Here is a 25,486-nt window from a genome sequence, read left to right as displayed (position 1 = left end):
TTATGCAAACCCTTATAAATCAATAAGTTAATGAATTATTGCATTTCCTCCTACTCAAAATCACCTTCTGAGGTAATCCCTCCTAACCAATGAATACGGTGCTTTCAGCGGTGTGGCGATTCCCAATTTAACGACTTACTTCTTTCTAAGTTTACTCCTGAAAATCGACATCGGAGGGTGGCTCAAATGAGCGAAATCACGTCGAGGGAGCGCGGGCGCCCTCCCTTTGCATTGCAGGGATTTGCAGTTTTTTTGAGTCAAGCAATCATCAAAATAATACCCATCCCCGACCGCGCTCAGCCGAGTGCAGGGATGCGGAAAAAACGATCCATTTAGACTGGAGGCGTGGTGGGGGGATGACGGCGCGCGCCGGACACCATTGCCTTTTCTACAGAAACAAAGACCCATTTCTTGATGATATTTTTTGAAATTATCATCGACCGGATTACAGCTTTGTTGTAATTTCCAGTCGTTAATCTCCTAATTTCAGGATCAAGGGCATGGACGAGCAACCCACCGTTTATCAAATTTTTACACCTGCGACTCCTGCGAATTTAGTTTTTATTGAGCGAGAGGACATTAATAACAATTTAGTCAATTCCTTACGGACACCAGGAAAACAACTCGTAATATATGGCCATTCAGGAACTGGCAAATCCACAATAATAAATAAAAAATTAGAACAACTTTTTGAAAGCCAAATAACCACTCGCTGCATGCAGGGCATGAGCTTTGAACAAATTGTTCTAGACGCATTTGATCAACTTTCACCATATTACTCAGCTGAAAAAGCTGACAAGAAAACCACTACAAAAGGTGCAAACTTAAGCGCGACTTATCTAGGAATACAGAGCCAGATTTCTGGTCTAACGGCTACGGAACGGGCAGACAAGTCAGCTAGAATTCTCCCTCCTCAGCTGACCTTGCAAAATTTGGCCCGTTTTATGGGACAATCCAAAAGCTGCTGGATCCTTGAAGACTTTCACAAAATTGCAGAAACTGACAGAACCAAACTTTCCCAAGCCATGAAAGTTTTCGTTGATATGTCAGCAGAGTACCCCGACTTAAAAATTATCGCGATCGGCGCCGTTGATTCAGCAAGACAAGTTGTACAATACGACAATGAAATGCGCACGCGCGCCGCTGAAATTCATGTGCCATTAATGAACATTTATGAGCTACAAGACATCATTATAAAAGGTAGCAAGTTGATGAATTTAAAGTTCGATTCATCCTTGACAACCACAATTAGCCACTACGCAGCGGGGCTCCCTTCCATCTGCCATACGCTATGTCTAAATATTTGCCTACATCTTAATCTTGAAGCCCCGAGCGGAACACCACTAACCATCAACAAAAAATCCTTAGAACCCGCAATAAAAATGTATTTAGACGGAGCATCAGACACATTGAAAATGGCTTTTGAAACTAATCTAAAACAAGCTAAAATTAAAAAATATAACAACGCAGAGTTGATTGTTAAAGCGCTATCGGAACTTCCTCAAGAGGGAGCCACTCGCGCTGATATTTTTAAACGCATAACAAGAAACGAAAGAGGCTACCCCCAGGGAAACTTGACAAAATATCTCAAACAAATGTGTGAAACCTCATCCATCCCTCTAATTCGATCTAGTGAAAGCTCTGGAAAATATGCATTTATTGACCCTCTATATCGAGCATTTGCAATTGCATTAAATTCCAGCACTCAGTCCAACCTCAACCACGAGCTTATTGACTGGAATACAGCAATAGAAAACTTCGTGAAGAGCTTCAACACCGATGAGTTAACTAAAAGCATCACTGGGCGCTTCCAGAGTTTCACGATAGACCATAAAGCTTTCCAGAGAGAATAAATGTGCCTTTCCATAACGTTTGCTTCATAACATTCTAGTGCAATCTAATTCAGGCTGGCGAGGGATAGTGGATCAGACTACCTACAACTAAGCACCCACAATTTATCAAGTTTGGTAATAAAACGCCGGTTCATCATCTCTCGGCGCCCCCCAGTCGGGATCACCAGGCACGCTGGCTAATCGCCGCGTCCCTCCGCCCCAACGCCATTGATCTGATCTAGGCTCTGTACGAAAAGTCCTGAGACGAAAAAAACAGCCGAGGAAGCGGAGTGTACTGGAGTACATAAGCATTCCGAGGCTGTTTTCAACGCAGCATGAACGAGTATCAAGGCTTTTCGTACAGAGCCTAGGTTACGGTTTTAACCTCGGTACCTCGTCAGCCAATACTTGTGTGAACGACAGTTCGCCAAAGTTAATTTCATTGCCAGGGCCAACTGTCATCTTTTCGAACGAACCATTGTTATAGTGAATCTGCCAGGAGACCATTCCCTTACCAGATACGTCGATGGCGCCGCTGGCAGACATAAGGGACCCGTGGATTTGAAACCACGCAGGGGTAACCGTAACCTCAGTGTCTGCAAACGTTAATTTCAAGCCGCGAGATTTGAGCTGAGTTTCCCGTTTGTTAGAGTCAGTCGCTGGGTGGTCACACTCGATCTCTTCAACGATAAAGCCATCCAGTGTTTTCAGTGGTGAAACCCATAGCCTGATCGTGTTCATCAGGTTGTCCAGCTGTTCGATCCAGAGAGCTGCTGCTTCAGCGCAAGCGTTGTTAGTTTGACTGCGCTCTTCAATATGCCGCCTTGCTGCATTCATAAGAGCGTGCTGGATTGAGTTCATTTTTTCGTCCTTGTCTAAAATGGAGGCACTGTGCCACCAAGAAGCTTTATACCTTAAGCCTCACCAGAGAGTCACCGAGAAATTTCGCTTGATGCGAGGACTCTCAAACGTTCTCGCCGATTTCGTACGACTTAAATCGCAACACATTCCCTCCTAGCCAATAATTCAAGCTCTTCATCCGCGCTTGAACAGGCTGCAATTCATTCGCCGCATAGATCTGCGCCGCCTCCCGAATCGACCCAAACCCACCCGCATTCTGCGGCACAATCCCCATCAACTGCGGCGGTATCCGCAAGCTCGCCAACACATCGTCCCGCGTCTGATTCTTGATCGAATTAAACTCATCCTTCGCCGCCACCTCGCTCACAGGTATCAACTGAATCCCATCCTTCTTCCCAGTCGGCGAGTACACGAACAGGTTCCGAAAATTCCCCGGCCCCTTCGATTCCTTCAGTGCCTTACGCAACGCCTCAATATCCGCCTCAGTCTGCGCCGCATCCGTCATGTACAAGATGAACCCCGCGTGACTCCCATTCTCGTAATACTTACGCCGAAACAACGTCGCCGCCTCATTCAACAACGCCGATTGCAAGGCACTGATCCACTCCGGCAGCCCATAGATCTCCTGGTGCATATCCGCTTCCCGCAGATGAAAAATGCTGCCCGGCTCAAACGGATGCTCCGCCTTCCAGCCTTGCACCTGGTAAAACCTCCCCTCCGGCCCCACCCGCATGTATTTCGCTAACGGCGACACCAATTGCCAGGTATCTCCCAGCACCGAACGCCGCCGCTCCAGGTACGCATTGCCCAAACACAAGAAATCCAGGGCAAACTGCTCAAACGCCGCCCGTGACAACATCGGATGCGGAATAAACGTCTTGCTCAACAAATTGCGCTTGAACATCAACCCAGAATGCAGATGCACGCTCGCCCCCACCGACCGCGCCAGCCCGTGAAGCGACAACGGCGGCTCGTACCATCGCCCGTTGAACCAGCATTCCAGATAATCAAACACCTCCCGCCCACCCAACACGGGCGTTGGCTCGCCAAAAGTGAAGACCTGGGGACCTGCACTGGATTCGGCCACTAGCGCCTGACTAGCAAGTTGTTCCGTCATGTATAAATCTCCATAAGTCCGGTGTTGGCAGCGGTCTGCCCTTCGAGTGGTTCGTTGTGCAATGCGTGAAAGAGTGCCCACGCCAAGTCGGCGTGGCCGGTGCTCTGATTACGACCAGCTGTGTAGGTGAACTGGCGCCCGCCAGCCGTGATGGTTTTGCGGATAGCCATCAGCGACTGCGCCATATCCGTCCAGCCGGCATCAAACTCCAGCCGGCCCTTGTGGATAACGTCATAGGCCTTGAGCACCAGCCGGGTTTTCACCTCGGGGGAATAGCTGAAGGTAGTCACCGCCGGAAAGAACTGGCGCACCAACTGCGCCACGCCGCTACCCAAGCCGGTGACATCGATGCCGATGTAGGTCACCCAATAGCGGTCGCAAACGCCCTTGATCGCAGCAGCCTGGGCGGCGAAGTCCATACCGCGAAACTGGTGACGCTCGATCACGCGGAATTTCCCGCCCGGTACCAGCGGCGGCGCGACCACCACAAGGCCGGAACAATCACCCGTCTCGGCCGGGTCATACCCAACCCAAACCTGGCGATCGCCAAAAGGACGCATAGCGAACGGCTTGTAGTCCTCGGCCCATTCCACCCAGCTATCGACCATGCACGGCTGCAGCATCGCCAGCGGGAAGATGCTCGCGCCATCGTCGACGAACTCGCACATCAGCAGGTTGGCGAACGCCTCGGGGCTGTATTCCCTGCGCAGTTCCTCGATGTCGAACAGGTCGCAACCGCCCTGCTCCGCATCCAGCAGCGTGACGATCTGGCGCCACAGCCGATCCTCACAAAGCCGCCCTTGCTGAAGAGCCCCGTGGGTCACGTCGACTTTGGTGTGCTGCGCGGCGGGCTTGCCCTTGTTGAACCGCTCACCGGTCCAGAAGGTATAGGCCTCGTGAGCCATGCTGGAGGGCGTGGAGAAGTAGGTTTTACGCCACTTCTTGTGCATCGCCATGCCCGAGGCGACTTTGTTCAGCTCCTCGAACTTGAACGTCCAGAAGAACTCGTCGAAGTAAAAATTGCCGTGATAGCCCTGTGCGGTGCGGGCGTTGGTGCCGAGGAAAAACAGCTCGGCGCCATTGGGCAGCACAATCGGGTCGCCAGTCAGCTCAACTCCGATAACTTCCCGAGCGAAGGCTTGGATATAACCCCGAAACAGATACGCCTGATTCTTCGACGCCGACAGAAAAATCTGATTGCGCCCCGTGTCCAGAGCATCAATGAAAGCCTCGCGAGCAAAGTAGTATGTAGCACCGATCTGCCGGCTTTTGAGAATGACGCGAGTACGCTGATTGCCGGCCCGGTACCAGTCTTTCTGGTAGTCGAAACAGCAATCGATGAAGGCCTCACGCAGTAGCTCGATCTGGTCTTCATTGATCTCATTCCTGACGGCTTTTTTCTTCGGCTCAGCGTTCCGTTTGGCAAGATTCGGGTTGAGATCAGTTTCTGTGCCGCCACCCTGATAACGCTGGATCCGTGCCTGGCGCTCAAGCTGCCGGTGCAGCAGGTCAATCTCTTTGAAGTCGCCACCGGTCTTGCTGTCCTTGAGGATCAATTGCACCAGGCGCGCTTCCAGGGCGCCGCCGATTCGCTCGACGTTATCTGCCCGGTCCCATTGGTCGCGGGCCTTCCAGCTGTGCAGCATTTTTTCCTTGGCGCCCGTCGCCTCGGCAATCTCGCAGATGCGCCAACCCATCCAATACAGAAACTTGGATTGGCGTCGGGGATCGATGGGCAGTAGCTCAGATGTCGTCATGACCCAGATGCTGCCGCCCACCGCAGCAGCTCAGTAGCGCCGGCCCTTGTGCCCTCCCTGTCTACAGCCCTGCTTCGTTGCCGCCGCGCGCGCCCGTGACGACCATGCCGCTCATTGCAACGCATTGAGGATTCCCCGGCATGAAGAAATTCCGCAGCAACTGGCGCCGAAGTCTGCGAGCGCTACCGCTCTTACGACACGACCCACAGCGGCAACCAGAATGCCGACGACCTGACACCCAGCATCGACGAATACCGCCGCGACTTACGTTGGGCCGTGCGCGACTTCCTAGGCGTCAATCGCACCACCGTGGAGTTGATCTGATGCCGATTACCGTCCGCACGGTGCAAAACGACACGGTCGACACGCTGTGTTGGCGTCACTACGGCCGCACCGCTGGGGTGACCGAAACCGTACTCAATGCCAATCCTGGCCTTGCCGATTTCGGCCCGATCCTACCCCAAGGCTTGGCTGTGCAAATGCCCGAGGTCCAGACGGTCGCTCCACATCGGCAGATGGTGAATTTATGGGACTGATCCACAACGGGACTTCGCGCTCATGAACAAACCCGAAAGCCTACGCACTCATCTGATCGCCACAGTTGCCGAACTCAAGCACAACCCCGACCGGCTATTAATCTTCATCGACAACGGCAAGATCCGCTGCACTGCTGCTACCAGCCTGTCTTTCGAATACAGCTTCGACCTGCAGGTCGTCCTGACCGACTTCGCCGGCCATCCTGTACCGTCATGCTGCCGTTACTGAGTTGGGTGAGCATGAATCAATCCGAACTGCTGGAGAACTTGATTAAATCTGCCAACGGCATCCGATTCGAAGCTGACCTACTGGATAGCAGCAAGGTGGATCTTAGTCTCACACTGCCGCTGACCGAGCGTGTTGTAGTGGAAAAAAACGCCGACGGTAAGACCACCGTTCGCCACCCAGGCGAGCCTCAGCGCGTGGCCATGTATGCCAACCCGACTTGGATACCTGGTATACAAGGCAATGGTAGCGAATGGAGCGTATCAAAATGACCAACCAACTGGAGGCATTGGAAGACTGGGCATCCGGTGTACTGAGCCAGTTTGAGCCGGCGTCGCGCAACAAACTAGCCCGCAGCATCGGCCAAACACTACGACGGAGTCAGCAGCAACGGATCATCTCTCAGCGCAACCCGGACGGGAGTGTGTATGCACCACGAAAGCAACGCGACCTGAGAGCAAAACAAGGACGTGTGAAGCGAAAGGCGAGGATGTTTCAAAAAATACGTATGGCTAGATTTTTGAGAGTTGATGGGAATGGCAATGCTTCAAGCGTAGGATTCACAGGATGAATTGCACGTATTGCTCGAGTCCACCAGTTTGGGCTAAAAGAACGTAACGAGTGTAGAGGCGAAAGGCTGAAATACGAAGCACGAGAGCTGTTGGGTTTATCAAATGATGACCTCAACCTGATCCAGGATCGCCTGCTCGCACACGTCAGCAAATACTCAGCGTAAATGCAACAGAGTCTAATCCGTGACAAAATGGAGCAGACCGAACCGGATACAAGAGAAGGACATAGCAATGGAGCATGCTGTAACGTTAGCCGATATTAATGTAAGAGTTTCGACCGAAGATACTATTGGCGAAATGGAAATCATCGAAGTCAAAGAACATAATGAATACCATCCAAAAACACACTATCTACTGATTGAAACCCAGCTAAAATCTCATAGCTGGTCGTCCGACAAAACTTCTACATCCACTGCCAGAATAAAGGTTAGAGCCACCTATCTATACGGCAGTGAAGGTCCGCAAAAAGCAGGATCTTTGATAAGTGAAATGGGTGGAGAATGTAGTCGGCAGAGAGTAAAACTGACCAACGGGTCTGTCATGGTAAATAGCTCTATGCAGGGTTTACATGTAGGCACCTATCTATTCCATAAAATAGTCAGTTGGGCAAAACAATTCGACCCATCTTACAAGATCGTACCAATATCCGTCATTGCAGGAGATGGCTACAAGGAAAATAAGGAGAGGCGAAATAAACTGTACTGCAATTCAGGCATTAGATTCATATGGGATGGTCCTGAGGGTATGCAAGGAAGCTCCGACCCCACATTGACTGTCTCTGACCTCATTGCATACGCAAACTGGCCCAACATAAACAAAGACTACGGACTACAATCGCTCGACAAAACCTGGCGAGAGATATCTAAGCTGAAGGAAAAAGTAAGAGGCCTAAAAAGCTCAAATCTTTACTATCGCCGCGAATACAAGACACTCGAATCACGCTTGAAGGCCATCGCAGGCTTCCTAAACCTTCCTATGTATATTCTATGTCTCTTCCTAGGCATTATCATCGGCAAAGCCTTAATTTGGCATCATCAACTTTAAAAGCAATACTGTATAATTATTTTTTCACAAAAATAATTATACAGCCGCAACAGAAATAAAAATTCACCCCACACACTTAAGCACCAATGAGTTTATACTAAAAGACACCAAAACGTTTTTCGAAGCTTTAACAAAGCCAGCCAAAAATCATTTTAATTGATATTCTAACAACCCCAATAAGAGCGACTCAAGAAATGAATGATTTAATCGGAGCAGCTCGTAACTTTGAAAAAACAATCTCCACATTACTTTCGCACAGCGGCTTCACACTACTCACTAAAAGCCCGTCACACGCCGACTTCTTTACAAAGAAAAATGGCACTACTTGGGCAGTAGAGATCAAATACTATAAAACACATAGAGCACAACTGAAGCTCCTGAGCAACGCTGCACAACAAATACGCCTAGAAATGGATAAAAATCCAAAACTATCAGGCATGCTGATCGTCTCGTGCATTATTACGGGAGCTCAAAGGGAATATCTCAAAAAAGAATACAGGGTCGTAGTTCTAGATAGGCAGCTACTTTTGCACTTGGCCTCTGACTCCCCGGAAATAACGGAAGACTTACATGCATTATTTGAAATTAACCCAGACGATTTATCTATTGCCGTCGACCAATTCTACGACTTGGCAATAGACATTAACCCTCCCCAATTCGACGAACATTCGACACCTCCATCGATAGACACCGCTGGGACAAATCTATGCAAAGAATTGCGAGCGATAAAACCCGGAAAACCAGCATGGAACGATTATGAAGCGAAATGCAGGGAGATCCTTGAATATCTCTTCAAGGATCATTTAACAGGCTGGAAAGAACAGCAAAAAACTGACGATGATTTAAATCGTTTTGATTTTGTATGCAGAATCAAACCATCAACTGAATTTTGGAACTTCGCCCTTCAACATTTGCACAGCAGATATATTCTTTTTGAATTCAAAAACTATTCCAAACCTATCAAACAAGGCCAAGTCCTAACAACCGAAAAATACCTTCTCGAAAAAGGCCTACGAAAAGTCGCCATCATGATCACGCGGAAAGGCGCACATGAAAGCGCAATAAAAATGGCCCAGGGGGCGATGCGTGAACTTGGAAAGCTGATTATCATTCTTGACGATGAGCAAATTTGTAAAATGTTGCATATGAAAGAAAAAGGCAGTGATCCGACTGACTACCTGTTCGAAATCACTGACGAATTTCTACTTTCCCTGCCCCGCTGATTTTGATTACATGCAAACCTGTAGGCGCTAATCCACACCCTAAAGGTCTGCGTCACCGTGGCGCCTAGCGCCACCACCGGCCTCCACGAGCAACCTACGATCCTCCCCAGCCAATCGAAAACTCCTCCGCTACGGGCACTCCATGCGTATGACTTTTCCTTGAACACGTTACGAGTCAGAGCCGACCGCAAATGGAGTCACACAAAAGTCAGTAACGGCTTCGCTGGTCGCTGCGCGGAGTCGTGTAAAATATTTGTGGCAAGCTCCCAGCTCCATCGCGAGCTTTTAGACTGCGCTAGCCACGTCGTTCTCCTGTCTATGCTATGAAAATTTATCGAATCTCCGCGTTTTGCTGTTGTGGTGATATCAAGGCTTAAGGCAACACCTTGAATACAGTAAAAATACATACCTTTATTAGCTTGATCGAAAGCAAGCTAAGCAAAATAAACCTAGCATAAACTTGCATATCAGTTAGCCATCGTCTATAGCATTACATCAATAGCAATAGTCAAATGTCGTTCAATTTCATACTGGAGAAGATCAGGGATGAAACTTTCAACGTCGATCATTATTATGTCTCTGTCCGCATGTCCATCGGTCTCATTTGCAGGTTGGTTCTCACAATCAGAGGCCGTTCAGTTAATTCCCAGCTTGAGCGCTCCACAAAAGCTCAATGATACTATGTATGTAAAAGCTACTGGCTCAAGTCCTGATCTGCTAGGATTTTGCAACGACAGCTTCTTAAATGCGATAGGCCGAAAGGTCATCGGTGCAAGTAATCAGACCATGCTTCTCCTGACGTACGACGGCGCCCCCTTGGTAACTGTGAAATATGAACAAGACGGTAGAAATTGTAAAAAGGAATACATTTTAAGCAGCAATCTAACCGGTTACTTGTTACTTGAAAACCTTGATAAAGAGCACAAAATAAGCTTCTCTTACGCTAAAAATGAGAAAGTCACATCTCTGCAGAACGCTGTTGATACATTTAAATATCTAAATTCATCAACGAACGCAATCGCGGCAATCATAGCCAAACCGCTAACCAAAGAAATGATTTCAGTTGTTGATAATGCAATCGCAAGTTCGGCTAGCACCACAGATCTTCAAATAATAACTTTTAGACTTCCTGACGATGACGAAAAAAGCAAAATATCTCTATCTGCGAAGATCGGCTCAGATAAGTATTACCTAGCAGATATATATCTCACCAAGAAAAATTCTTTACTGGAAGACAAAAGTTCCGACCGCATTATGAATCTTCAGCTAGATAGCAACACAACATTAATCAACCAACTTAAAGAACGCCGCACCAAGGAAAACATTAATTATATAGCTGGTAATTTTTCCACCATTCAGAACGAATGTAACAGTCTAAAATCCAATTACTCGACCAAGCTAAACTCTTACGATGTGCAACGTCTATTGGAAGCATACCTTTTGGAGCAGCATGGTCGGTTTTTGTCCCCACGCACTCTAGAACTTTGCTTGGGTCATCCAATGAAAGATCCGCAGCGAGAATTGACTTTCAAATCCATCGCCGACGAACTAGCCCCCCCCACGGAAACTGTCGATACTTATTTTGTTAAATATCTGAACAACGCAGAGTTTGACGCCATTGCAACCCCCAATACAAAAGTCAATGACATCGACACCAATCTGCGTATCAAAACCATAGAAGATTATGTATCACTCCATGATGTTACCCCACCTACCTGCCATACTGCTGTTTCGTCAAATCGAGTCGGCTTTGTCCAAACCGTCGGGGGGCAACCTTATTATATGACCGCAACCATAGATAAGTTCTATACAAAAACCGAAGCAAGCAATGGGCTTAAACCAAAAATCACAAGTATGTCTATAAGCTCATATCCCGAAGCAGACTACACCGCTATACCCAAAGTTATCCAATGCGTGAGCGAGTGGAAGCAAACACTGGACAACAGAGGTAACTGGTTCAGTAGCGCGAACCATTTCTAACATCTACAGAGACTAGGATAGTTAAGGATAATTTATGCAGCACTACAAAGCATACTTCGCAATCCTAGCATCACTTATGTCTTTCCATGTCAACGCTCAAGACGAAACTTGGGCAGCACGAGAGGGGTGCAACCTGAACCAATGGCACCCAGCAGGACTTTATCCTGAAGCAGCAGCTAAACTAGCAGATCTAGGACTCTCAGCCCGTATAACGCAGGCACTCAACACGAAAAAGGAGGCACAAAACGTCCACAACGTGGACAAATATATAAACGGCATCCCATATACGGGGCTGTTGTCGGCACACTTATGCTAGCCAGCTACTGACCACGGGGGTGGCTTCGATTGATTGGATCGCGGAACAGATGGGGCATACGAATGGAAACATGATTCGACAGCATTATGGTACTTGGATCAATGAGGACGGCCCGGATGTGATTGGGATGCTGCAGCACGCACTAGATCTGTAGCATGACCCATAGCTGATGGAATCCGATGGTTAAATCTTATCCCCCGTTGCTAAAAACTCACATGAGTGCAACGATAAAGGCCTATTGCCCCCCCCATTTCATGCCAACGCTGTGCTCAGACACCTTCCTTGCAAAGAACGGATTCCATTTATGAATGTAGCCACACCAGAGGTAAATATTTTTGATAGTATTTTATTGAAAACAAAGAAAATAATAATATTCGCATGGAGTAGCCTGAGTTGGTCCCTACCGATAAAACTAATCATAGGTGCGCTTTTAGGAGCATTAGGCGGCTCTAGCATACTTGGACTACTAAGCGAGTACGCCACTTATTTTTATGCAATATCCTATGGCGTTAGACCCCCCATAGAAGGCATACCATATTTAAAAGCAAGCGTAACATTGATAAACCTTGCGTTCTTGATTTCTGGGTCATTGATATATTGTTTAACTATCCTAGCATTCAAAATATTCGCAAAACTCAATAACTGGACCAGTTATCTAGTCAAATGGAGACCAAACAGTAGAATTCCGCGACTACTTATGACTTTCAATCCCGACCTCAGTGAGTACTTCAAGAACAAGCCTTGGTGGCTGGGCTGGGCAGCCGCAATAGCTACCGGCACAATCATTTATAGCATATTTTTTATCATCGCTTATCCTCAAAATCTTACAAAAATCCGCCCTGACATTCTTAATATCGCCATTATATCCTACTCTATATTCGCCGCTTTCGCCTTTATCACGCTGATAAGACCATCCACAATAAAATGGATAGCCTTGATAACCACAGCCATCTACTTTTCCGCATGGGTCGTATTTCTATTCAATCCGAACTATTACTCAAACCTTCTGAGACTTGTTGGCTACGGCGGAGGAATCCCGGTTACAATAGAACTGATAGATAGTACGTCCTCTAAGAACAATCTTGATAAGAAACTTTACCTCATCATACGAAGCACCGAAGCTTTCATTCTATTGAATGATTCAACAAATCAATTCATTGAAATACCAAAAAATCAAATAAAAATGATTAAACATGACACTGGAGGTTTGGATTATCTCCTGCCTTATCTTCCTACCATCGATCAACAGATTCAGCGATCGAGAGAGGCAGAATCCACACCAGCAGACTCTGGCGGCTAGCGCCTCTTCGATAGGCATCACAGAAGCCTCGACAACGCGTTAGAAACGGACCACTAGCGCGCCCACATTGGCATCACCATTCCCATATTGTTCCCATATCGCCCTTTTCCAGACGCCAGAAACCACAAACCCCCGACTTTCTCTAGGAAAATCAGGGGTTTGTGTTTGCAGAATGTGGCGGTGAAGGAGAGATTCGAACTCTCGATACAGTTTCCTGTATACACACTTTCCAGGCGTGCTCCTTAAGCCACTCGGACACTTCACCGTGTCTCGGCAAACTGTTCAGTCTGTCGAGGCGCGCTAATGTAGTCGAAAGCCTTTCCGATGGCAAAGGTTTTTTTCAGAATTTTCATGCGGTTAAGATGTTCCGGCATTTCAAACACGACAGAACAGGGCAAACCGGCCAATCTCCGGGTCGGCTTGTACACCGCCTAGTGGATGCAGACACGGCCGACCGGGCGGGACAGACTGTTTATACCGCCCGGGGCTGACCGGTGAGTCAGTCATGGCGCTTTACCTGATCCGTGACGGTGGGTAACGTTTGCGGCACTTATCTTACAAGGAATGCGTCATGAGCGACCTGATTGCCTACCATCTCGAAGACGGTATCGCGACCCTGACCTTGAACAACGGCAAGGTCAATGCCATCTCACCGGACGTCATTGCCGCGTTTAACGCCGCACTGGATCAGGCGACGGAGGATCGGGCGGTCGTGATCATCACCGGGCAACCGGGGATCTTGTCGGGTGGTTATGATTTGAAGGTGATGACTGCCGGCCCCAAAGAAGCGGTAGGCCTGGTCACCGCCGGCTCGACCCTGTCCCGTCGACTGTTGTCACACCCCTTCCCGGTCATTGTCGCTTGCCCTGGCCACGCTGTGGCAAAAGGCGCATTCCTGCTGCTCTCGGCTGACTACCGCATCGGTGTGGACGGGCCATTCAGCATTGGCCTGAACGAAGTGCAAATCGGCATGACCATGCATCACGCCGGCATCGAGTTGGCCCGTGATCGCTTGCGCAGGTCTGCGTTTCATCGCTCGGTCATCAATGGCGAGATGTTCAACCCGCAGAGTGCCGTGGATGCGGGCTTCCTCGATAAAGTAGTCTCGGTGCAGGAGTTGCAGGACGCGGCGCTGGAAGCGGCGCGTCAGTTGCAGAAAATCAACATGAAGGCGCACAAGAACACCAAGTTGAAAGTGCGCAAGGCACTGTTGGAAGCCTTGGACACTGCGATCCTGCTGGACCAGGAATACCAGGGTTAATCCCTGTTTGTCCTTGTGGAGCGAGCCTGCGCGCGATAGCGGTACATCAGCAGCATTTGTCTATTGAATGTACCCCTGCCATCGCGAGCAGGCTCGCTCCCACAAAAAACCGAGGCCGCTCTAGCCTGCGGCTTTCCCTCCGTTGAAAACATGCCCTCGAACATCGCCCCGTCTCCTTCCTCCTGGGGGCAATTGCCGAAACCAGTGCACACTCGTACACTGAACCACCTTTTTGTCCCGGTGGGCCTGTGGATGTTGTTCGTATTGCGTATGTTGCTGATGGGTCTGCATTTTCTTGTAGCGGGGGTGTTGGGTGTGATCCTGGGCCTGTGCCGCCCCTTCAACCCGGACAACAGCCGTTTATGCGCAAGGTTGTATGCGTGGCCCGCCATGTGGATTATGGGTTTACGGGTCAAGGCCGACGTTGAGACGTTGGTAGGCAAATCCCAGAGCTGCGTGATCATCGCTAACCATCAATCCAACTATGACCTGTTCGTGTTCGGCAACGTGGTGCCCCATCGCACCGTTTGCATCGGCAAAAAGAGCTTGAAGTGGGTGCCGCTGTTCGGGCAGTTGTTCTGGCTGGCGGGTAACGTGTTGATCGATAGAGGCAACGCGATCAAGGCGCGCCGCGCCATGCAGACCACGACCCACACGCTGCAGCATGAACAGACGTCCATCTGGGTCTTCCCGGAGGGCACCCGCAATCTAGGCGGGGATTTGCTGCCGTTCAAGAAAGGCGCTTTTCAGATGGCGATCGCCGCCGGGGTGCCGATTGTGCCGGTATGCGTGAGCCGCTACATCAAGCATATGCACCTCAATCGCTGGCACAGCGGTGACATTCTCATACGCTCGCTGCCGGCAATTCCTACGCAAGGGCTGACCCTGGATGACATGCCCCAGCTCATCGCCCGGTGCCGAGAGCAGATGAACGAGTGCATCGCGGCGATGGACAGCCAATTGCAGGCCGGTTGAGCACAGCCTCTCCTCACGATGGGTGTTTCTGTGAGCGAACTCAGCGGATTTTGCTGACTCTCAAGCAACAGGGCGCGCTAAGCTGCACTGTGCCTGCTACTGCCATTTTCCAATAAGAAGTGAACCACCATCATGGGTAGAGTCGTTGCTGCTGCGGTTTACAGCGCCGGTAAGAAAGTCACCAATATCACCCTCGACGAAGGCAGCGCCTGGGCCGCAAAACCAGGACATTTTGTGTGGATCGGCCTCGAAGAACCCAGTGCTCAGGAGCTGACCAATCTGCAGCGTCAATTCAACCTTCACGAACTGGCGATTGAAGATGCCATGGAGAAGCACAGCCGTCCCAAGCTTGAGACTTTCGGTGATGCGCTGTTCATCGTCACGTATTCGCCGATACGCAAGGACGGCAAGCTGCAGTTCATCGAAACCCATATCTTCGCCGGCAAGGGCTACATCATCACCGCCCGTAATGGGCATTCGGCCTCCTACGCCCATGTCCGACAACGCTGTGAGGCACGTCCACTCCTGCTAGAGCATGGGGAAGATTTCGTACTCTATGCCATCCTCGATTTCGTCATTGAAAACTATCAGCCGATGGGCGAAGCCATTCATAACGAGATCGATGAGCTGGAGCACCATGTGCTGTGCAGCGCCTTGAACGAACGGGACATCCAGAACCTGCACAGCTTGCGTCGCGATGTGCTGCGCCTGCGCCGCTACGCAGCGCCGATGGTGGAAATCAGTGAAGAACTGCAGAAGCTGAACTTTCCTTTTATCGACAAGAACATGCGCCCGTACTTCCGCGATGTGCAGATTCATGTCACACGGCAGATGGAAGACCTGACGACCCTGGCGGACATTGCCAGCCAGACCATCGAAGTCGGCGTGCTGCTCGAAGCGTCACGCCAGAGCGTGGTGCAGCGCAAGTTCGCGGCATGGGCGGCAATCCTGGCGTTTCCAACGGCGGTGGCCGGGATCTACGGGATGAACTTCCAGGACATGCCGGAGCTGAGTTGGCATTACGGCTACTTCACGGTGCTGGGGGTGATCACCGTGGGATGTACTGCATTATGGGTCAGCTTCAAGCGGTCGGGGTGGTTGTAGGCAGGCCTGCTCCCCATTTGACCGTACACATAACCCTGTGGGAGCGAGCCTGCTCGCGATGGCGGTTTATCAACTGGCACTGTTGTCGGCTGACCCTCCGCTATCGCGAGCAGGCTCGCCCCCACATGTAGGTCTTCAACCCTGGGTCGTTCTGGCCTGTGGCTTGTGAGCAACGAAACGCATCATCCACTCTGCCACGGTCGTGCCGTGATGTTCCTGTTCCAGGCTCGCCACGCCCTGGCTGTAGATCTGCTCGCCAAGGTGTTGCTGGCGGAGTTCCAGCAACGCCCGGGAATAATCGTGGATGAATTCAGGGTGGCCCTGGAAGCACAGCACCTGATCATTGATGTGGTAGGCAGCGTACGGGCAGAAATCGCTGGAGGCGATGACCGTAGCGTTTTCGGGCAACTGAGTGACCTGGTCCTGATGACTGATCAGCAGGGTCAACTCCTCCATCACCGGACTCATCCATGGGGCCTTGGCCGCGAGCTTGTAACGATGCGTGCCGACGCCCCAACCCTGGGCCGCACGTTCGGTCTTGCCGCCCAACAACAGCGCCAACAGCTGGTGGCCAAAGCAAATGCCCAACAGTTTGTCGCCACGCTGGTAGCGGTCCAGAAGATACTTCTTGAGGGTTTGAATCCAGGGATCGGTACCAAAGGAATCGGCCTTGCTACCGGTCACCAGGTAGGCATCGAACACCTCGTCATCGCTCGGATACTGGCCCTCTACGACGTTGTAAACGACAAAGTCGGCCGCAACAGGCTGTTGTGAAAACAGACGCTGGAACATCTGCCCGTAACCCTGATATTGATCGACCAGCTCTGGACGCAGGATATCGGTTTCGAGGATGCAGATGCGTAGGGACATAAAAAATACCTGACACGGTGATGGGAATATTGCACACCTCAGAGCCTGCCTTGAAATACCCCTCAAGGCAAGCCCCCCGCAATCAGAACAAGGCCTGCCTAGCGGCTTTTTCCAGCAACAGGGCCGGCGGTGAGAAACGTTCGCCATATTGCTCGGCCAGGTACTGGGCCCGGGCCACGAAGTCACGCGGGCCGTACTGATTGATGAACTGCAATGCACCGCCAGTCCAGGTCGCGAAACCGATCCCGAAGATCGAACCAACGTTGGCATCGGCCGTCGACATGAGCACGCCCTCCTCCATACAACGCACGGTTTCCAGGGCCTGGATAAACAGCAGGCGATCACGGATGTCCTGGGGCGGAATCTGCCTGTCGGCATCCTCGAAACGACGTTTGAGCTCCGGCCACAGATGTTTTCGGCCACCGACCGGGTATTCGTAGAAACCGGCTCCGGCAGCTTTTCCCGGTCGCTGGTATTCCTTGAGCAACACGTCAATCACGGCGAACGCTGGATGCTCAATCGGCGTTTTCCCTTCTGCTTTAAGGTCCTTGGCGGTTTCGGCACGGATATGACTGATCAAGCTGAGGGAAACTTCGTCGGAAACTGCCAGAGGCCCGACCTGCATCCCGGCCTTGCGGGCCTCGGTCTCGATCATCGGCGCTCCCACCCCTTCACCGAGCATGGCGATGCCCTCATGGATAAAGGTGCCGAATACCCGCGACGTGAAGAAACCGCGACTGTCATTGACCACGATCGGCGTTTTGTTGATCTGCAGGACGAAATCGAAACCACGAGCCAAGGTGGCATCGCTGGTGTGGACGCCCTTGACGATTTCCACCAATGGCATTTTTTCCACCGGACTGAAGAAATGCAGGCCGATGAACTTTTTCGGGTCGGCTATCGCAGCAGCCAGGCCGGTGATGGGCAACGTCGAGGTGTTGGAGGCGATCACCACTTGCGGCCCCACTACCGCGTGGGCAGCCGCCAACACTTCGGCCTTCAGGGCTCGGTCCTCAAACACTGCTTCGATGATCAGATCGCAAGCGGACAGGTGCGCATCGTTGTCAGTGGTGTGGATCCGCGCCAGCGTGGTTTCGCGTTGCTGCACGGTGATCTGCTCGCGGGCGACTTGCTTGTCCAGTAGCACGGCCAAACGGGCCTTGCCCTGCTCGGCGGCGGCCAGGTCGATATCCTTGAGGACCACCTCGATGCCGGCCAGGGCGCTGACACAGGCAATGCCGGCCCCCATCATGCCAGCGCCGAGCACACCGACTTTCTTTGTCAGATAAGGTGCAAACCCTCGTGGGCGCGAGCCTCCGGCCTTGATCTCGTTGAGCTGGAACCAGAAGGTGCCGATCAGGTTCTTGGCGATCTGGCCCGTGGTCAATTCAGTGAAATAGCGGGTTTCGATCAGGTGCGCCGCGTCAAAGTCCACCTGGGCACCCTCCACCGCGGCACAGAGGATTTTTTCCGGCGCCGGCAAGCACCCCTGGGTCTTGTTGCGCAGGATCGAAGGTGCAATCGCCAGCGTCTGCATGACGCCCGGATCGGACGGCGTGCCCCCGGGGATCCGATAGTCCTTTACGTCCCAAGGCTGGACCGCGGCCGGATTGGCGAGAATCCAGGCACGAGCCTTGGCCAGCAGTTCATCACCATCGACCGCCAGTTCATCGATCAACCCGGCCTGCAGCGCTTGTCGAGGGCACACCCGCTTGCCTTCGAGCAGATACGGCAAGGCCTTCTCCAGGCCGAGCAGGCGCACCATCCGTACCACCCCACCGCCACCTGGCAGCAAGCCCAGGGTGACTTCCGGCAGTCCGATCCGCACCGACGGATGATCCAGCGCCACGCGATGATGGCAAGCCAGGCAGATCTCCCAGCCGCCTCCGAGCGCCGCACCATTGATGGCGGCCACTACCGGCTTGCCTAGCGTCTCAAGGGCGCGCAATTGCGCCTTGAGTCCAAGGATCATCGTGTAGAAAGCCTTGGCCTCGGACTTGCCGACCGCGACCAGCTCATTGAGGTCACCTCCGGCGAAGAACGTCTTCTTGGCCGAGGTGATGATCACGCCGGCGATCGAGTCTCTTTCGGCAACCAGACGTGCCACGCAGGCGGCCATGGCCTCACGGTACACGGCATTCATGGTATTGGCGCTCTGGCCAGGCAGGTCCATTGTCAGGATGACGATCCGGTCCTGGCCAGTTTCGTAACGAATGGCAGCGGTCATTGAAAAATGTCCTTTGAAGTCGGCTCAGAGGCGTTCGATAACAGTGGCAATGCCCATGCCGCCGCCCACACACAAGGTCGCCAGCCCGTAGCGCAGGCGACGCACCTCCAACTCATCGAGCAGGGTGCCGAGAATGGCACACCCCGTTGCCCCCAAGGGATGTCCCATGGCGATGGCGCCACCGTTGACGTTGACCCTGGCGGGGTCGATGGCCATGTCCTTGATGAACTTGAGTACTACCGAGGCGAAGGCTTCGTTGACCTCGAACAAGTCGATGTCCTGCACCCGCAACCCGGCCTTGGCCAAGGCTTTGCGGGTGGCCGGCGCCGGCCCGGTGAGCATGATGGTCGGATCGGTGCTGGTGACAGCCGTGGCGACGACCCGCGCTCGAGGCCGCAGGCCCAGGGCACGTCCCTTGGCCTCGGAGCCGATCAGCATCAGTGCCGCCCCATCGACGATCCCGGAGCTGTTGCCGGGTGTGTGCACATGATCGATCCGCTCGACATGGCTGTAGACCCGTAACGCCGTGGCATCGAAGCCCATCTGGCCCATGGCTTCGAAACTTGGCTTGAGCCTGCCCAGGCCTTCAAGGGTGGAATCGACGCGGATGAATTCGTCATGATCCAGCAGCACGATGCCGTTCTGATCCCGTACTGCCACCAGGGATTTCTCGAAAGCGCCATCAGCCCGGGCCCGCCCGGCTTTTTTCTGGGAGTTCAGCGCATAGGCATCGACGTCTTCGCGACTGAAGCCTTCCAGCGTGGCGATCAGGTCGGCACCGATGCCTTGAGGAACGAAGTGACCCTGCAAGTTGGATTGCGGATCCAGCGCCCACGCACCGCCGTCGCTTCCCATTGGCACCCGGGACATCGACTCGACACCACCGGCCACCACCAGGTCTTCGAACCCGGAGCGCACTTTCATGGCGGCCAGGTTCACCGCTTCAAGGCCCGAGGCGCAAAACCGATTGAGCTGGACACCCGCCACACTGACATCCCAACCGGCCATCAAGACGGCGGTCTTGGCAATGTCAGCCCCCTGCTCGCCTACCGGTGTCACGCAACCGAGCACGACGTCATCGACCTGGCTGGTGTCCAGATCCATGCGCTGCTGCAAGGCCTGAAGCAACCCTCCCACCAGGTTCACCGGCTTGACGCTGTACAGCGCACCATCAGCCTTGCCCTTGCCACGGGGTGTGCGCAAGGCATCGAAAATCAACGCTTGGGTCATGACATCCTCGAACCACGACGAATAACGCAATGCCTGCAACCATAAGCCCAGCGGCTCCGGATTCAATGACCCGAGCGCTCAACCGCATTGACGACCACGGTCAGACGAACGGTAGCCTGCTATCGGGTTAACCGATTCAGGAACGCAAGCTGTCTAGCTAAAGGACCCGCAAGAAGGTGGCAATAGGCCTCATTCCTTTTTTATAGCGACAGGTTTGAAACTGATACGAATTGGATCTAAGCCAACGGGGCTGCGGCCCCTAATGTAATCCTTGTACAAGAGAGTCGTCGGGTTTTGCCGAGGCGCTTGTCAGACAGGAAGTGCAACGCCAGCCACCATGGAGTTATGCAGGCTGGCCTCAGGAAATAACAAAAAAGGCGGGTCAGCCATGTTCAAACATTCGAAAGTTCGTCAAGCCGGACTCATTCTCTTCGCCACGACGCTGCTGTTGATTTTGCCGAATATTCCCAAAGTGATCGGCTAAGCACGGCGCGCGCGTGTCTGCATCAGTAGTGAGCGGTATCGCCTTCCATTGTGTCGCCAAAAAATGTGACGGGCTCGTTGTTCGAGCGGTGTTGGCTGTGCCAACCTTTGCGCCACTCTCTCGACATGGAAGGCGATCCATTGAAAGCTCTCATCCTGTTCGGGGCGCTGCTGCTCAGCACGCCTCTGTATGCCGCCCAACTGGTGCTGGAGTTGGGCGCGACTGCGCGTGCCTGGCAAACCGAAGAGCTGCTCAAGCATCCTGAAGCTCGAACCATCCAGATACCCGACGACGTCTCCTACAAGAAACCGATGAGCTACCGCGCCGTGCCTCTGACGGCGCTGCTGACCGGTGTCCGGCCGGATGATCACCTGCAGGCCGTTGCACTGGACGGTTTCGCCGCCGAAATGTCCGCGGCGCCATTGATCAGCAAGAACGGCGCACGCGCCTGGCTGGCAATCGAAGATCCGGCCGCCCCTTGGCCATCCCTGGGCGAGGGCAAACCCAGTGCAGGGCCTTTCTATCTGGTCTGGACCGATCCTCAAGCGGGTCATATCAGCCCGGAACAATGGCCGTATGCGGTGGCGAGCATCAAGCGCATGTCAGCCGTGGCCGAGCGCTTCCCCGCCCTGCTGCCCGCGCCCACCCTGGCCAAGGACGATCCGGTCAACAAGGGCTTCGAACTGTTCCAGAAGAATTGCCTGGCATGCCATCGGCTCAATGGTGCAGGCGACGCGCAGTTTGGCCCGGACCTGAATATTCCCTTCAATCCCACGGAGTATTTCTCGGGAGATTTCCTCAAGCGCTATATCCGGGACCCTCAGGGCCTGCGTCACTGGCCTCAAGGCAAGATGCCGGCGTTTTCAGCGGCGGTGCTGCCGGACTCGGAACTGGATCTGTTGGTGGGCTACCTGAAGCATATGGCGGGGCGTAAACAGCCGTTGAGCCAGTAAGACCATTCATGTGACGAGGGAGCTCTCTCCCTCGCTGCAGCTCCAAGTCATTGTTGCTGGACTGTGATCACCGGTGCCGGCGTCATGGCCATTCTGGCCCGCATCTGCTCACCGCCACCACGACGCAAGCCACGTACCGGGCAAGCATCGAGGTAATCCAGGCCAACGGCCAGTTTAAGGTGTCGCTCCGGACGTGACAGCTGGTGGGTCACGTCGAAGCTGTACCAGGCGTCCTCGAGCCAGGCCTCGGCCCAGGCATGGCTGGCCAGGTGTTCACTGTCCCCGCTGTACACGTAGCCCGACACATAGCGTGCCGGTATGCCCAGGCTGCGGGCGCAGGCCAGGAATACGTGGGTATGGTCCTGGCACACCCCGCTACCACTGGCGAATGCCTGGGCCGCGCCGGTTTCCACTTCAGTGGAACCAGGGGCGTAGGCCATGTGCTGGTTCACCCCCTGCATCAGGTCGATCAGCGCCGTGCGGTCGCGGCGATGTCCGCATTGCTTCCGAGCAAAGGCACGTAGCGCTTCGTCCGCTTCGGTCAGCCGGGTGAAACGCAAGAACGGCAAGGCTGATTGCTCCTCGTGCTCGGCCTCGCGCAACGGGTCGATGTCCACCTGCCCCCGCGCGCCGATGATGATCGTTTCATGGGGCTCATCCAGGGTAAGGACGTGAAGGATGTTGCCGTACGGGTCCAACTGCGCGCGCACCGGCCTCGGCAGATCGAGCTGCCAGCTCAGTACCTGCTGGCGTTCACTGTCGTGAGGAGTCAGGCGCAGGTACTGGATGCTGGCGCGAACCTGCTGTTCGTAGTGGTAAGCCGTTTCATGGCTGATCGAGAGTCTCATATGACCTCCAGGTAGGAACTGTGGACGGCGTGGCTCAGTTCCCGAACCAGCGGAATGAATTCGGTGAGCCAGGCATGCAGGCCACCGTCGAGGATTTCGTTGATACCGATGTAGCGCAGCCGTGCAACGATTTCCACTGCCAGGCGTTGTGCCAGCTGTCCGTTGGTACAACTGCCAGTGCCCCGGCACAGGCTGCACACACGAAAACGGCCAACCCGAAGGTCAGCCGCTGTGCTGTGGCAGGGTATGGAAATCAGGCCTGGAAACGCCGGATCTCCTGCTTCACCCCCCAACCTTCGATGATGCCGCCCAGGGGCTCTACCACCGCCTCGAAGTCTTGCTCGAAATCTCCAATGTCATCATAGGTGGCATACATCACCCGGCTCAATTCCAATGACCAGGCACCATCGTCCCGTGCGCTGATCTGTGCGTTCAACGACTCACCCCGAAAATGACCTGCAGCCCTGCGCGCCCGCTCCTCATCCGGGAAAATGGCGTAGAACTCGATTGGATGGAATTGTGAGAAGTCGAACCCGCCTTCTTTCATGCGGCGCAGCACGCTGGTGCTGATGTCTTCTTGATAGGCTGTGCTCATGAAACGTCCTCCTCGATCGATGGATAGACTTTCCGTCTTCCCGTGCGAGCAACCCGTTGGATTGCAAGCGATACGGCATCAAATGACCGTCGGGACACAAGCATGTAGCTGACAAGACCGGACCTTGGTGATCCTTTCGCTGATCTCTATTGCAGAGTAGCCGCAAGTGGTGACCACTGCCAAGCGGGGCCAGGCCATGAACTTCATGAAATCGGTTTAATGTTGATGATTTCAATGCTGTGCTGGGACTTGAGATTCTTGACCGTCGGCTCGGCGGTTCGCCCTTCCAGATCATTGAGGTCCAACTTGGCAGACACCGGGAGCAGTCTTTCGCGAATCAACTGTGCCGCCTGCTCCATGGTGGGCTCCTGGTCATAGTCGAACTGCTCGGCGATCGCTTCGCCGTGGTCATCAACGAACGTGATTTCCCACTTTTGCATTGGTGTCTCCTCGATCAAATCATGGCCGGGCTTACCTCTATCTCGACATTTGGGGGGGAATAATCGTTCCGCTGATTACCTGGACGGCACCAATGAAAAGACCGCCTCAAGGGCGGTCCCGGTGTGGACATCCATCAGACCTGCCGATTATTTCTCGGCACGTTCCCTCAAGGCCTTCAAGGTATTGAACGGTGCATCCACCACGAATTTGTTGGCCAGCCAGGACGGCACATCACCACCGGGCTCGGTATGGACCTGATAGGTTACCTCGATCTGGTCCTCGCCCTTGGGCGTGAATTTCCAGAAACCATCGACCTGGGCCACTCGCACAAACCCCTTCTCTTCCGGCAGGTAGGTCGGCACGCCCTTGAGGTTGCGGGTCAGGCTGCCATCGGCGCCTTCGATGGTGGTGACTTGCAGCACCGAATCCCGGGACGTGACCGGCCACGGCGTGTTGAATTGGGTATAGGTCCAACTCTGGTTGCCTTCGTGCTTGAGCAGCTTCTGGGTCTTGCACTCATGGATCCAGGCACAGGCACCCGGGACGTCTTCCTGCAAGGCTCGCAACTTCGTCATGGTGGTCTTCATGACAGTCACGCCACGGTAGGCCTTGTACTTGGAGCCGGCCACGTCACTGAGTGAAACCTTGATCCCGTCCCGCTCCTTGACGACCTGCCAGTCTTCCGCCTGCGCAGTTGCGGTTGCCAGAAAGGCGGTCAAGCCACACAACACAGCCATACGATGCAGCGAACCCATAGTTTTTTTCCTTATTGTCGAAGTCCGGTCATTTGAATTTCGTCATTGGGCTTCGTTATTCAGCCCTGTCCATTGAACCGTTAAACGCTGTGGCCTGCTCCCACCACCCGATCAGTCGGATGGCTTCCTCGCTGCTGTTGCCGCAGACCTCGATGTCGGCTGCAAACCCCGAACACACAGCTGGACGTTCCGGCAGACCGAAGATCCGGCACAAGTTATCGACCGATAATTGCACACAACGTTCTCCCGCAGGTTTGCCGTGAGGCATGCCTGGGATCGACGAGCTGATGGAAGGGGCAATGCAGCAGGCGCCACAGCCTTCACGGCATTTCATGACGACGACATCCTCACGGGTAACGGCCCAATAACGAAATACAGAGTAACGGCTTAAACACTCGTTTTAAATTACCGTCTGCGTGTTTTTTTGCCCAATGGCAGATGACTGAACAGTCAGCGACGAACTGCGTCGAGAAGACTTATCGCTTGAACTCAAAGTCCAGGGCCGCCCCCTCCACTTCCCGTCGCTCCGAGTTACGCAACGGCAGCTGCATTTCGTTATTCAGCAGACGGCCATTGAGCTGAAATGGATCCGGCTTCTGCCCGAACATGGACGGCAGCAGCGGCTCACGCTGGGGTAGCGGCACTGTGCCGGGTGGTTGCAGTTTCTGAACCATGTCATGTGGCAGGCTCAAATCCAGGTTGGCTGGCGGTAATGGAGTCTTGGCAACCTCATGGGCAGACTTGCTCTTGGAGGCAATAGGGGCCCGTTTCTTCTGCGGGGAAGCCGTTTTTTTAGCAGGCGCTTTTTTCGCTGCCTGTGGCTTTTTCGACACGCTTTTCGTGGCGCTGGCGGCCGGTTTTTCTTGCGCCGAAGCAGCCACGACACCTCCGGCGTGGAAGACAGTCAGCAGGCCGATCAAAACCCAGGTCGCAGGAGCAATGGCTTTCATAGATACAACGGCACTTACGGCAGAGAAGT

General features: G+C 53.2%; 22 protein-coding genes, 1 tRNA gene and 5 pseudogenes. 14 read left to right on the top strand and 14 right to left on the bottom strand.

Translation table 11 applies throughout. The features are described from left to right. Nucleotides 1-500 precede the first annotated feature (500 nt). Nucleotides 501-1,853: a P-loop NTPase family protein gene (locus AD665_RS02790; protein WP_122319517.1), complete on the top strand. Its 1,353-nt coding sequence runs from the start codon at nucleotides 501-503 to the stop codon at nucleotides 1,851-1,853. A gap of 351 nt (nucleotides 1,854-2,204) precedes the next feature. Here AD665_RS02790 and AD665_RS02785 read toward each other — a convergent pair whose 3' ends face one another. The 3 genes from AD665_RS02785 to AD665_RS02775 form a co-directional block, all read right to left on the bottom strand. Continuing rightward, entirely contained in the window at nucleotides 2,205-2,693 is a 489-nt protein-coding gene (locus AD665_RS02785) for a hypothetical protein (protein WP_053190811.1), read from the bottom strand. Nucleotides 2,694-2,796: 103 nt separating this feature from the next. Next, nucleotides 2,797-3,810, bottom strand: coding sequence for a phage portal protein (locus tag AD665_RS02780; RefSeq protein ID WP_053190808.1), 1,014 nt, complete (start codon nucleotides 3,808-3,810; stop codon nucleotides 2,797-2,799). Next, the gene (locus tag AD665_RS02775; RefSeq protein WP_053191296.1) at nucleotides 3,807-5,567 is read right to left on the bottom strand and encodes a terminase ATPase subunit family protein; all 1,761 of its coding nucleotides are present in this window, start codon (nucleotides 5,565-5,567) and stop codon (nucleotides 3,807-3,809) included. Before AD665_RS02775 ends, AD665_RS02780 begins: the two co-directional genes overlap by 4 nt. A 153-nt stretch (nucleotides 5,568-5,720) precedes the next feature. On the opposite strand from AD665_RS02775, the pseudogene AD665_RS26640 reads away from it, so the two are divergent. The 9 genes and pseudogenes from AD665_RS26640 to AD665_RS27280 all read left to right on the top strand — a co-directional run. Continuing rightward, nucleotides 5,721-5,891: pseudogene (locus tag AD665_RS26640) on the top strand (head completion/stabilization protein); the annotation flags it as partial. After that, the gene (locus tag AD665_RS02770) at nucleotides 5,891-6,103 is read left to right on the top strand and encodes a tail protein X (RefSeq protein WP_053190805.1); all 213 of its coding nucleotides are present in this window, start codon (nucleotides 5,891-5,893) and stop codon (nucleotides 6,101-6,103) included. The pseudogene AD665_RS26640 and the gene AD665_RS02770, both read left to right, overlap by 1 nt. 22 nt (nucleotides 6,104-6,125) lie before the next feature. Beyond that, nucleotides 6,126-6,601 (top strand): annotated as a pseudogene (locus tag AD665_RS02765) (phage tail protein). Next, nucleotides 6,598-7,065 (top strand): annotated as a pseudogene (locus tag AD665_RS26635) (phage virion morphogenesis protein). Before AD665_RS02765 ends, AD665_RS26635 begins: the two co-directional pseudogenes overlap by 4 nt. Nucleotides 7,066-7,132: 67 nt before the next feature. Beyond that, nucleotides 7,133-7,945 (top strand): hypothetical protein, encoded by an 813-nt coding sequence (locus tag AD665_RS27285; RefSeq protein ID WP_147460438.1) that lies wholly within the window; start codon nucleotides 7,133-7,135, stop codon nucleotides 7,943-7,945. Between the two features lie 194 nt (nucleotides 7,946-8,139). Continuing rightward, nucleotides 8,140-9,168 (top strand): hypothetical protein, encoded by a 1,029-nt coding sequence (locus tag AD665_RS02755; protein WP_147460437.1) that lies wholly within the window; start codon nucleotides 8,140-8,142, stop codon nucleotides 9,166-9,168. A gap of 546 nt (nucleotides 9,169-9,714) precedes the next feature. Next, complete coding sequence (locus tag AD665_RS02750) at nucleotides 9,715-11,148, top strand: hypothetical protein (RefSeq protein ID WP_147460436.1); 1,434 nt, start codon at nucleotides 9,715-9,717, stop codon at nucleotides 11,146-11,148. 290 nt (nucleotides 11,149-11,438) lie between these two features. Then, nucleotides 11,439-11,618, top strand: a pseudogene (locus AD665_RS27750) (site-specific integrase); the annotation flags it as partial. 150 nt (nucleotides 11,619-11,768) lie between these two features. Beyond that, on the top strand, nucleotides 11,769-12,764 hold the full coding sequence (locus AD665_RS27280) for a hypothetical protein (protein ID WP_147460435.1): 996 nt from the start codon (nucleotides 11,769-11,771) through the stop codon (nucleotides 12,762-12,764). Between the two features lie 175 nt (nucleotides 12,765-12,939). On the opposite strand, the gene AD665_RS02740 is transcribed toward AD665_RS27280, so the two are convergent. Then, a tRNA-Ser gene (locus AD665_RS02740) sits at nucleotides 12,940-13,029 on the bottom strand. A 306-nt stretch (nucleotides 13,030-13,335) separates the two neighbouring features. Between AD665_RS02740 and AD665_RS02735 the strand changes: the two genes are divergently transcribed. The 3 genes from AD665_RS02735 (at nucleotide 13,336) to AD665_RS02725 (ending at nucleotide 16,104) form a co-directional block, all read left to right on the top strand. Continuing rightward, a complete protein-coding gene (locus AD665_RS02735) occupies nucleotides 13,336-14,025 on the top strand; it encodes a crotonase/enoyl-CoA hydratase family protein (RefSeq protein ID WP_053190789.1) in 690 nt (229 codons plus the stop codon). Between the two features lie 252 nt (nucleotides 14,026-14,277). Further along, a complete protein-coding gene (locus AD665_RS02730) occupies nucleotides 14,278-15,000 on the top strand; it encodes a lysophospholipid acyltransferase family protein (RefSeq protein WP_053190788.1) in 723 nt (240 codons plus the stop codon). A gap of 132 nt (nucleotides 15,001-15,132) precedes the next feature. Further along, the gene (locus tag AD665_RS02725) at nucleotides 15,133-16,104 is read left to right on the top strand and encodes a magnesium and cobalt transport protein CorA (protein ID WP_024776862.1); all 972 of its coding nucleotides are present in this window, start codon (nucleotides 15,133-15,135) and stop codon (nucleotides 16,102-16,104) included. 135 nt (nucleotides 16,105-16,239) lie between these two features. Here the strand turns inward: AD665_RS02725 and AD665_RS02720 are convergent, their stop codons facing one another. The 3 genes from AD665_RS02720 to AD665_RS02710 form a co-directional block, all read right to left on the bottom strand. After that, the gene (locus AD665_RS02720; RefSeq protein ID WP_024776863.1) at nucleotides 16,240-16,974 is read right to left on the bottom strand and encodes an amidotransferase; all 735 of its coding nucleotides are present in this window, start codon (nucleotides 16,972-16,974) and stop codon (nucleotides 16,240-16,242) included. Nucleotides 16,975-17,056: 82 nt separating this feature from the next. After that, nucleotides 17,057-19,201, bottom strand: coding sequence for a 3-hydroxyacyl-CoA dehydrogenase NAD-binding domain-containing protein (locus AD665_RS02715; RefSeq protein ID WP_053190785.1), 2,145 nt, complete (start codon nucleotides 19,199-19,201; stop codon nucleotides 17,057-17,059). Nucleotides 19,202-19,225: 24 nt separating this feature from the next. Beyond that, on the bottom strand, nucleotides 19,226-20,431 hold the full coding sequence (locus AD665_RS02710; protein WP_053191294.1) for an acetyl-CoA C-acetyltransferase: 1,206 nt from the start codon (nucleotides 20,429-20,431) through the stop codon (nucleotides 19,226-19,228). A 609-nt stretch (nucleotides 20,432-21,040) separates the two neighbouring features. Here AD665_RS02710 and AD665_RS02705 point away from each other — a divergent pair. After that, nucleotides 21,041-21,868, top strand: a complete 828-nt coding sequence (locus AD665_RS02705; RefSeq protein ID WP_033034133.1) for a c-type cytochrome — start codon at nucleotides 21,041-21,043, stop codon at nucleotides 21,866-21,868. Between the two features lie 47 nt (nucleotides 21,869-21,915). On the opposite strand, the gene AD665_RS02700 is transcribed toward AD665_RS02705, so the two are convergent. The 7 genes and pseudogenes from AD665_RS02700 to AD665_RS02675 all read right to left on the bottom strand — a co-directional run bounded on the left by AD665_RS02700 (nucleotide 21,916) and on the right by AD665_RS02675 (nucleotide 25,457). After that, nucleotides 21,916-22,716, bottom strand: a complete 801-nt coding sequence (locus AD665_RS02700) for a transglutaminase family protein (protein WP_053190783.1) — start codon at nucleotides 22,714-22,716, stop codon at nucleotides 21,916-21,918. After that, nucleotides 22,713-22,880 (bottom strand): annotated as a pseudogene (locus tag AD665_RS02695) (alpha-E domain-containing protein); the annotation flags it as partial. The gene AD665_RS02700 and the pseudogene AD665_RS02695, both read right to left, overlap by 4 nt. A gap of 89 nt (nucleotides 22,881-22,969) precedes the next feature. Beyond that, nucleotides 22,970-23,311, bottom strand: a complete 342-nt coding sequence (locus AD665_RS02690; RefSeq protein WP_047699165.1) for a ribonuclease E inhibitor RraB — start codon at nucleotides 23,309-23,311, stop codon at nucleotides 22,970-22,972. 203 nt (nucleotides 23,312-23,514) lie between these two features. Further along, the gene (locus tag AD665_RS02685) at nucleotides 23,515-23,751 is read right to left on the bottom strand and encodes a hypothetical protein (RefSeq protein WP_024776870.1); all 237 of its coding nucleotides are present in this window, start codon (nucleotides 23,749-23,751) and stop codon (nucleotides 23,515-23,517) included. A gap of 147 nt (nucleotides 23,752-23,898) precedes the next feature. Next, entirely contained in the window at nucleotides 23,899-24,507 is a 609-nt protein-coding gene (locus AD665_RS02680; RefSeq protein ID WP_053190780.1) for an START domain-containing protein, read from the bottom strand. 55 nt (nucleotides 24,508-24,562) lie between these two features. Next, nucleotides 24,563-24,841 carry a YkgJ family cysteine cluster protein gene (locus AD665_RS26625; RefSeq protein WP_055135102.1) on the bottom strand — a complete coding sequence of 93 codons (279 nt, stop codon included), beginning with the start codon at nucleotides 24,839-24,841 and terminating at the stop codon, nucleotides 24,563-24,565. Between the two features lie 142 nt (nucleotides 24,842-24,983). Next, nucleotides 24,984-25,457 (bottom strand): hypothetical protein, encoded by a 474-nt coding sequence (locus AD665_RS02675; RefSeq protein WP_053190778.1) that lies wholly within the window; start codon nucleotides 25,455-25,457, stop codon nucleotides 24,984-24,986. Nucleotides 25,458-25,486: the final 29 nt, after the last annotated feature.

The organism is Pseudomonas corrugata (assembly GCF_001269905.1).
GTDB lineage: Bacteria > Pseudomonadota > Gammaproteobacteria > Pseudomonadales > Pseudomonadaceae > Aquipseudomonas > Aquipseudomonas corrugata.
The sequence above is the reverse complement of the archived record's forward strand: the minus strand, read 5'-3'. Positions and strand labels throughout refer to the sequence as shown.

Excerpts from the sequence above, each read along its gene's own strand:
- AD665_RS02790 (WP_122319517.1), top strand. The coding sequence starts at position 501 with ATGGACGAGCAACCCACCGTTTATCAAATTTTTACACCTGCGACTCCT.
- AD665_RS02785 (WP_053190811.1), bottom strand. The coding sequence starts at position 2,693 with ATGAACTCAATCCAGCACGCTCTTATGAATGCAGCAAGGCGGCATATT.
- AD665_RS02780 (WP_053190808.1), bottom strand. The coding sequence starts at position 3,810 with ATGACGGAACAACTTGCTAGTCAGGCGCTAGTGGCCGAATCCAGTGCA.
- AD665_RS02775 (WP_053191296.1), bottom strand. The coding sequence starts at position 5,567 with ATGACGACATCTGAGCTACTGCCCATCGATCCCCGACGCCAATCCAAG.
- AD665_RS02770 (WP_053190805.1), top strand. The coding sequence starts at position 5,891 with ATGCCGATTACCGTCCGCACGGTGCAAAACGACACGGTCGACACGCTG.
- AD665_RS27285 (WP_147460438.1), top strand. The coding sequence starts at position 7,133 with ATGGAGCATGCTGTAACGTTAGCCGATATTAATGTAAGAGTTTCGACC.
- AD665_RS02755 (WP_147460437.1), top strand. The coding sequence starts at position 8,140 with ATGAATGATTTAATCGGAGCAGCTCGTAACTTTGAAAAAACAATCTCC.
- AD665_RS02750 (WP_147460436.1), top strand. The coding sequence starts at position 9,715 with ATGAAACTTTCAACGTCGATCATTATTATGTCTCTGTCCGCATGTCCA.
- AD665_RS27280 (WP_147460435.1), top strand. The coding sequence starts at position 11,769 with ATGAATGTAGCCACACCAGAGGTAAATATTTTTGATAGTATTTTATTG.
- AD665_RS02735 (WP_053190789.1), top strand. The coding sequence starts at position 13,336 with ATGAGCGACCTGATTGCCTACCATCTCGAAGACGGTATCGCGACCCTG.
- AD665_RS02730 (WP_053190788.1), top strand. The coding sequence starts at position 14,278 with ATGTTGTTCGTATTGCGTATGTTGCTGATGGGTCTGCATTTTCTTGTA.
- AD665_RS02725 (WP_024776862.1), top strand. The coding sequence starts at position 15,133 with ATGGGTAGAGTCGTTGCTGCTGCGGTTTACAGCGCCGGTAAGAAAGTC.
- AD665_RS02720 (WP_024776863.1), bottom strand. The coding sequence starts at position 16,974 with ATGTCCCTACGCATCTGCATCCTCGAAACCGATATCCTGCGTCCAGAG.
- AD665_RS02715 (WP_053190785.1), bottom strand. The coding sequence starts at position 19,201 with ATGACCGCTGCCATTCGTTACGAAACTGGCCAGGACCGGATCGTCATC.
- AD665_RS02710 (WP_053191294.1), bottom strand. The coding sequence starts at position 20,431 with ATGACCCAAGCGTTGATTTTCGATGCCTTGCGCACACCCCGTGGCAAG.
- AD665_RS02705 (WP_033034133.1), top strand. The coding sequence starts at position 21,041 with ATGGAAGGCGATCCATTGAAAGCTCTCATCCTGTTCGGGGCGCTGCTG.
- AD665_RS02700 (WP_053190783.1), bottom strand. The coding sequence starts at position 22,716 with ATGAGACTCTCGATCAGCCATGAAACGGCTTACCACTACGAACAGCAG.
- AD665_RS02690 (WP_047699165.1), bottom strand. The coding sequence starts at position 23,311 with ATGAGCACAGCCTATCAAGAAGACATCAGCACCAGCGTGCTGCGCCGC.
- AD665_RS02685 (WP_024776870.1), bottom strand. The coding sequence starts at position 23,751 with ATGCAAAAGTGGGAAATCACGTTCGTTGATGACCACGGCGAAGCGATC.
- AD665_RS02680 (WP_053190780.1), bottom strand. The coding sequence starts at position 24,507 with ATGGGTTCGCTGCATCGTATGGCTGTGTTGTGTGGCTTGACCGCCTTT.
- AD665_RS26625 (WP_055135102.1), bottom strand. The coding sequence starts at position 24,841 with ATGAAATGCCGTGAAGGCTGTGGCGCCTGCTGCATTGCCCCTTCCATC.
- AD665_RS02675 (WP_053190778.1), bottom strand. The coding sequence starts at position 25,457 with ATGAAAGCCATTGCTCCTGCGACCTGGGTTTTGATCGGCCTGCTGACT.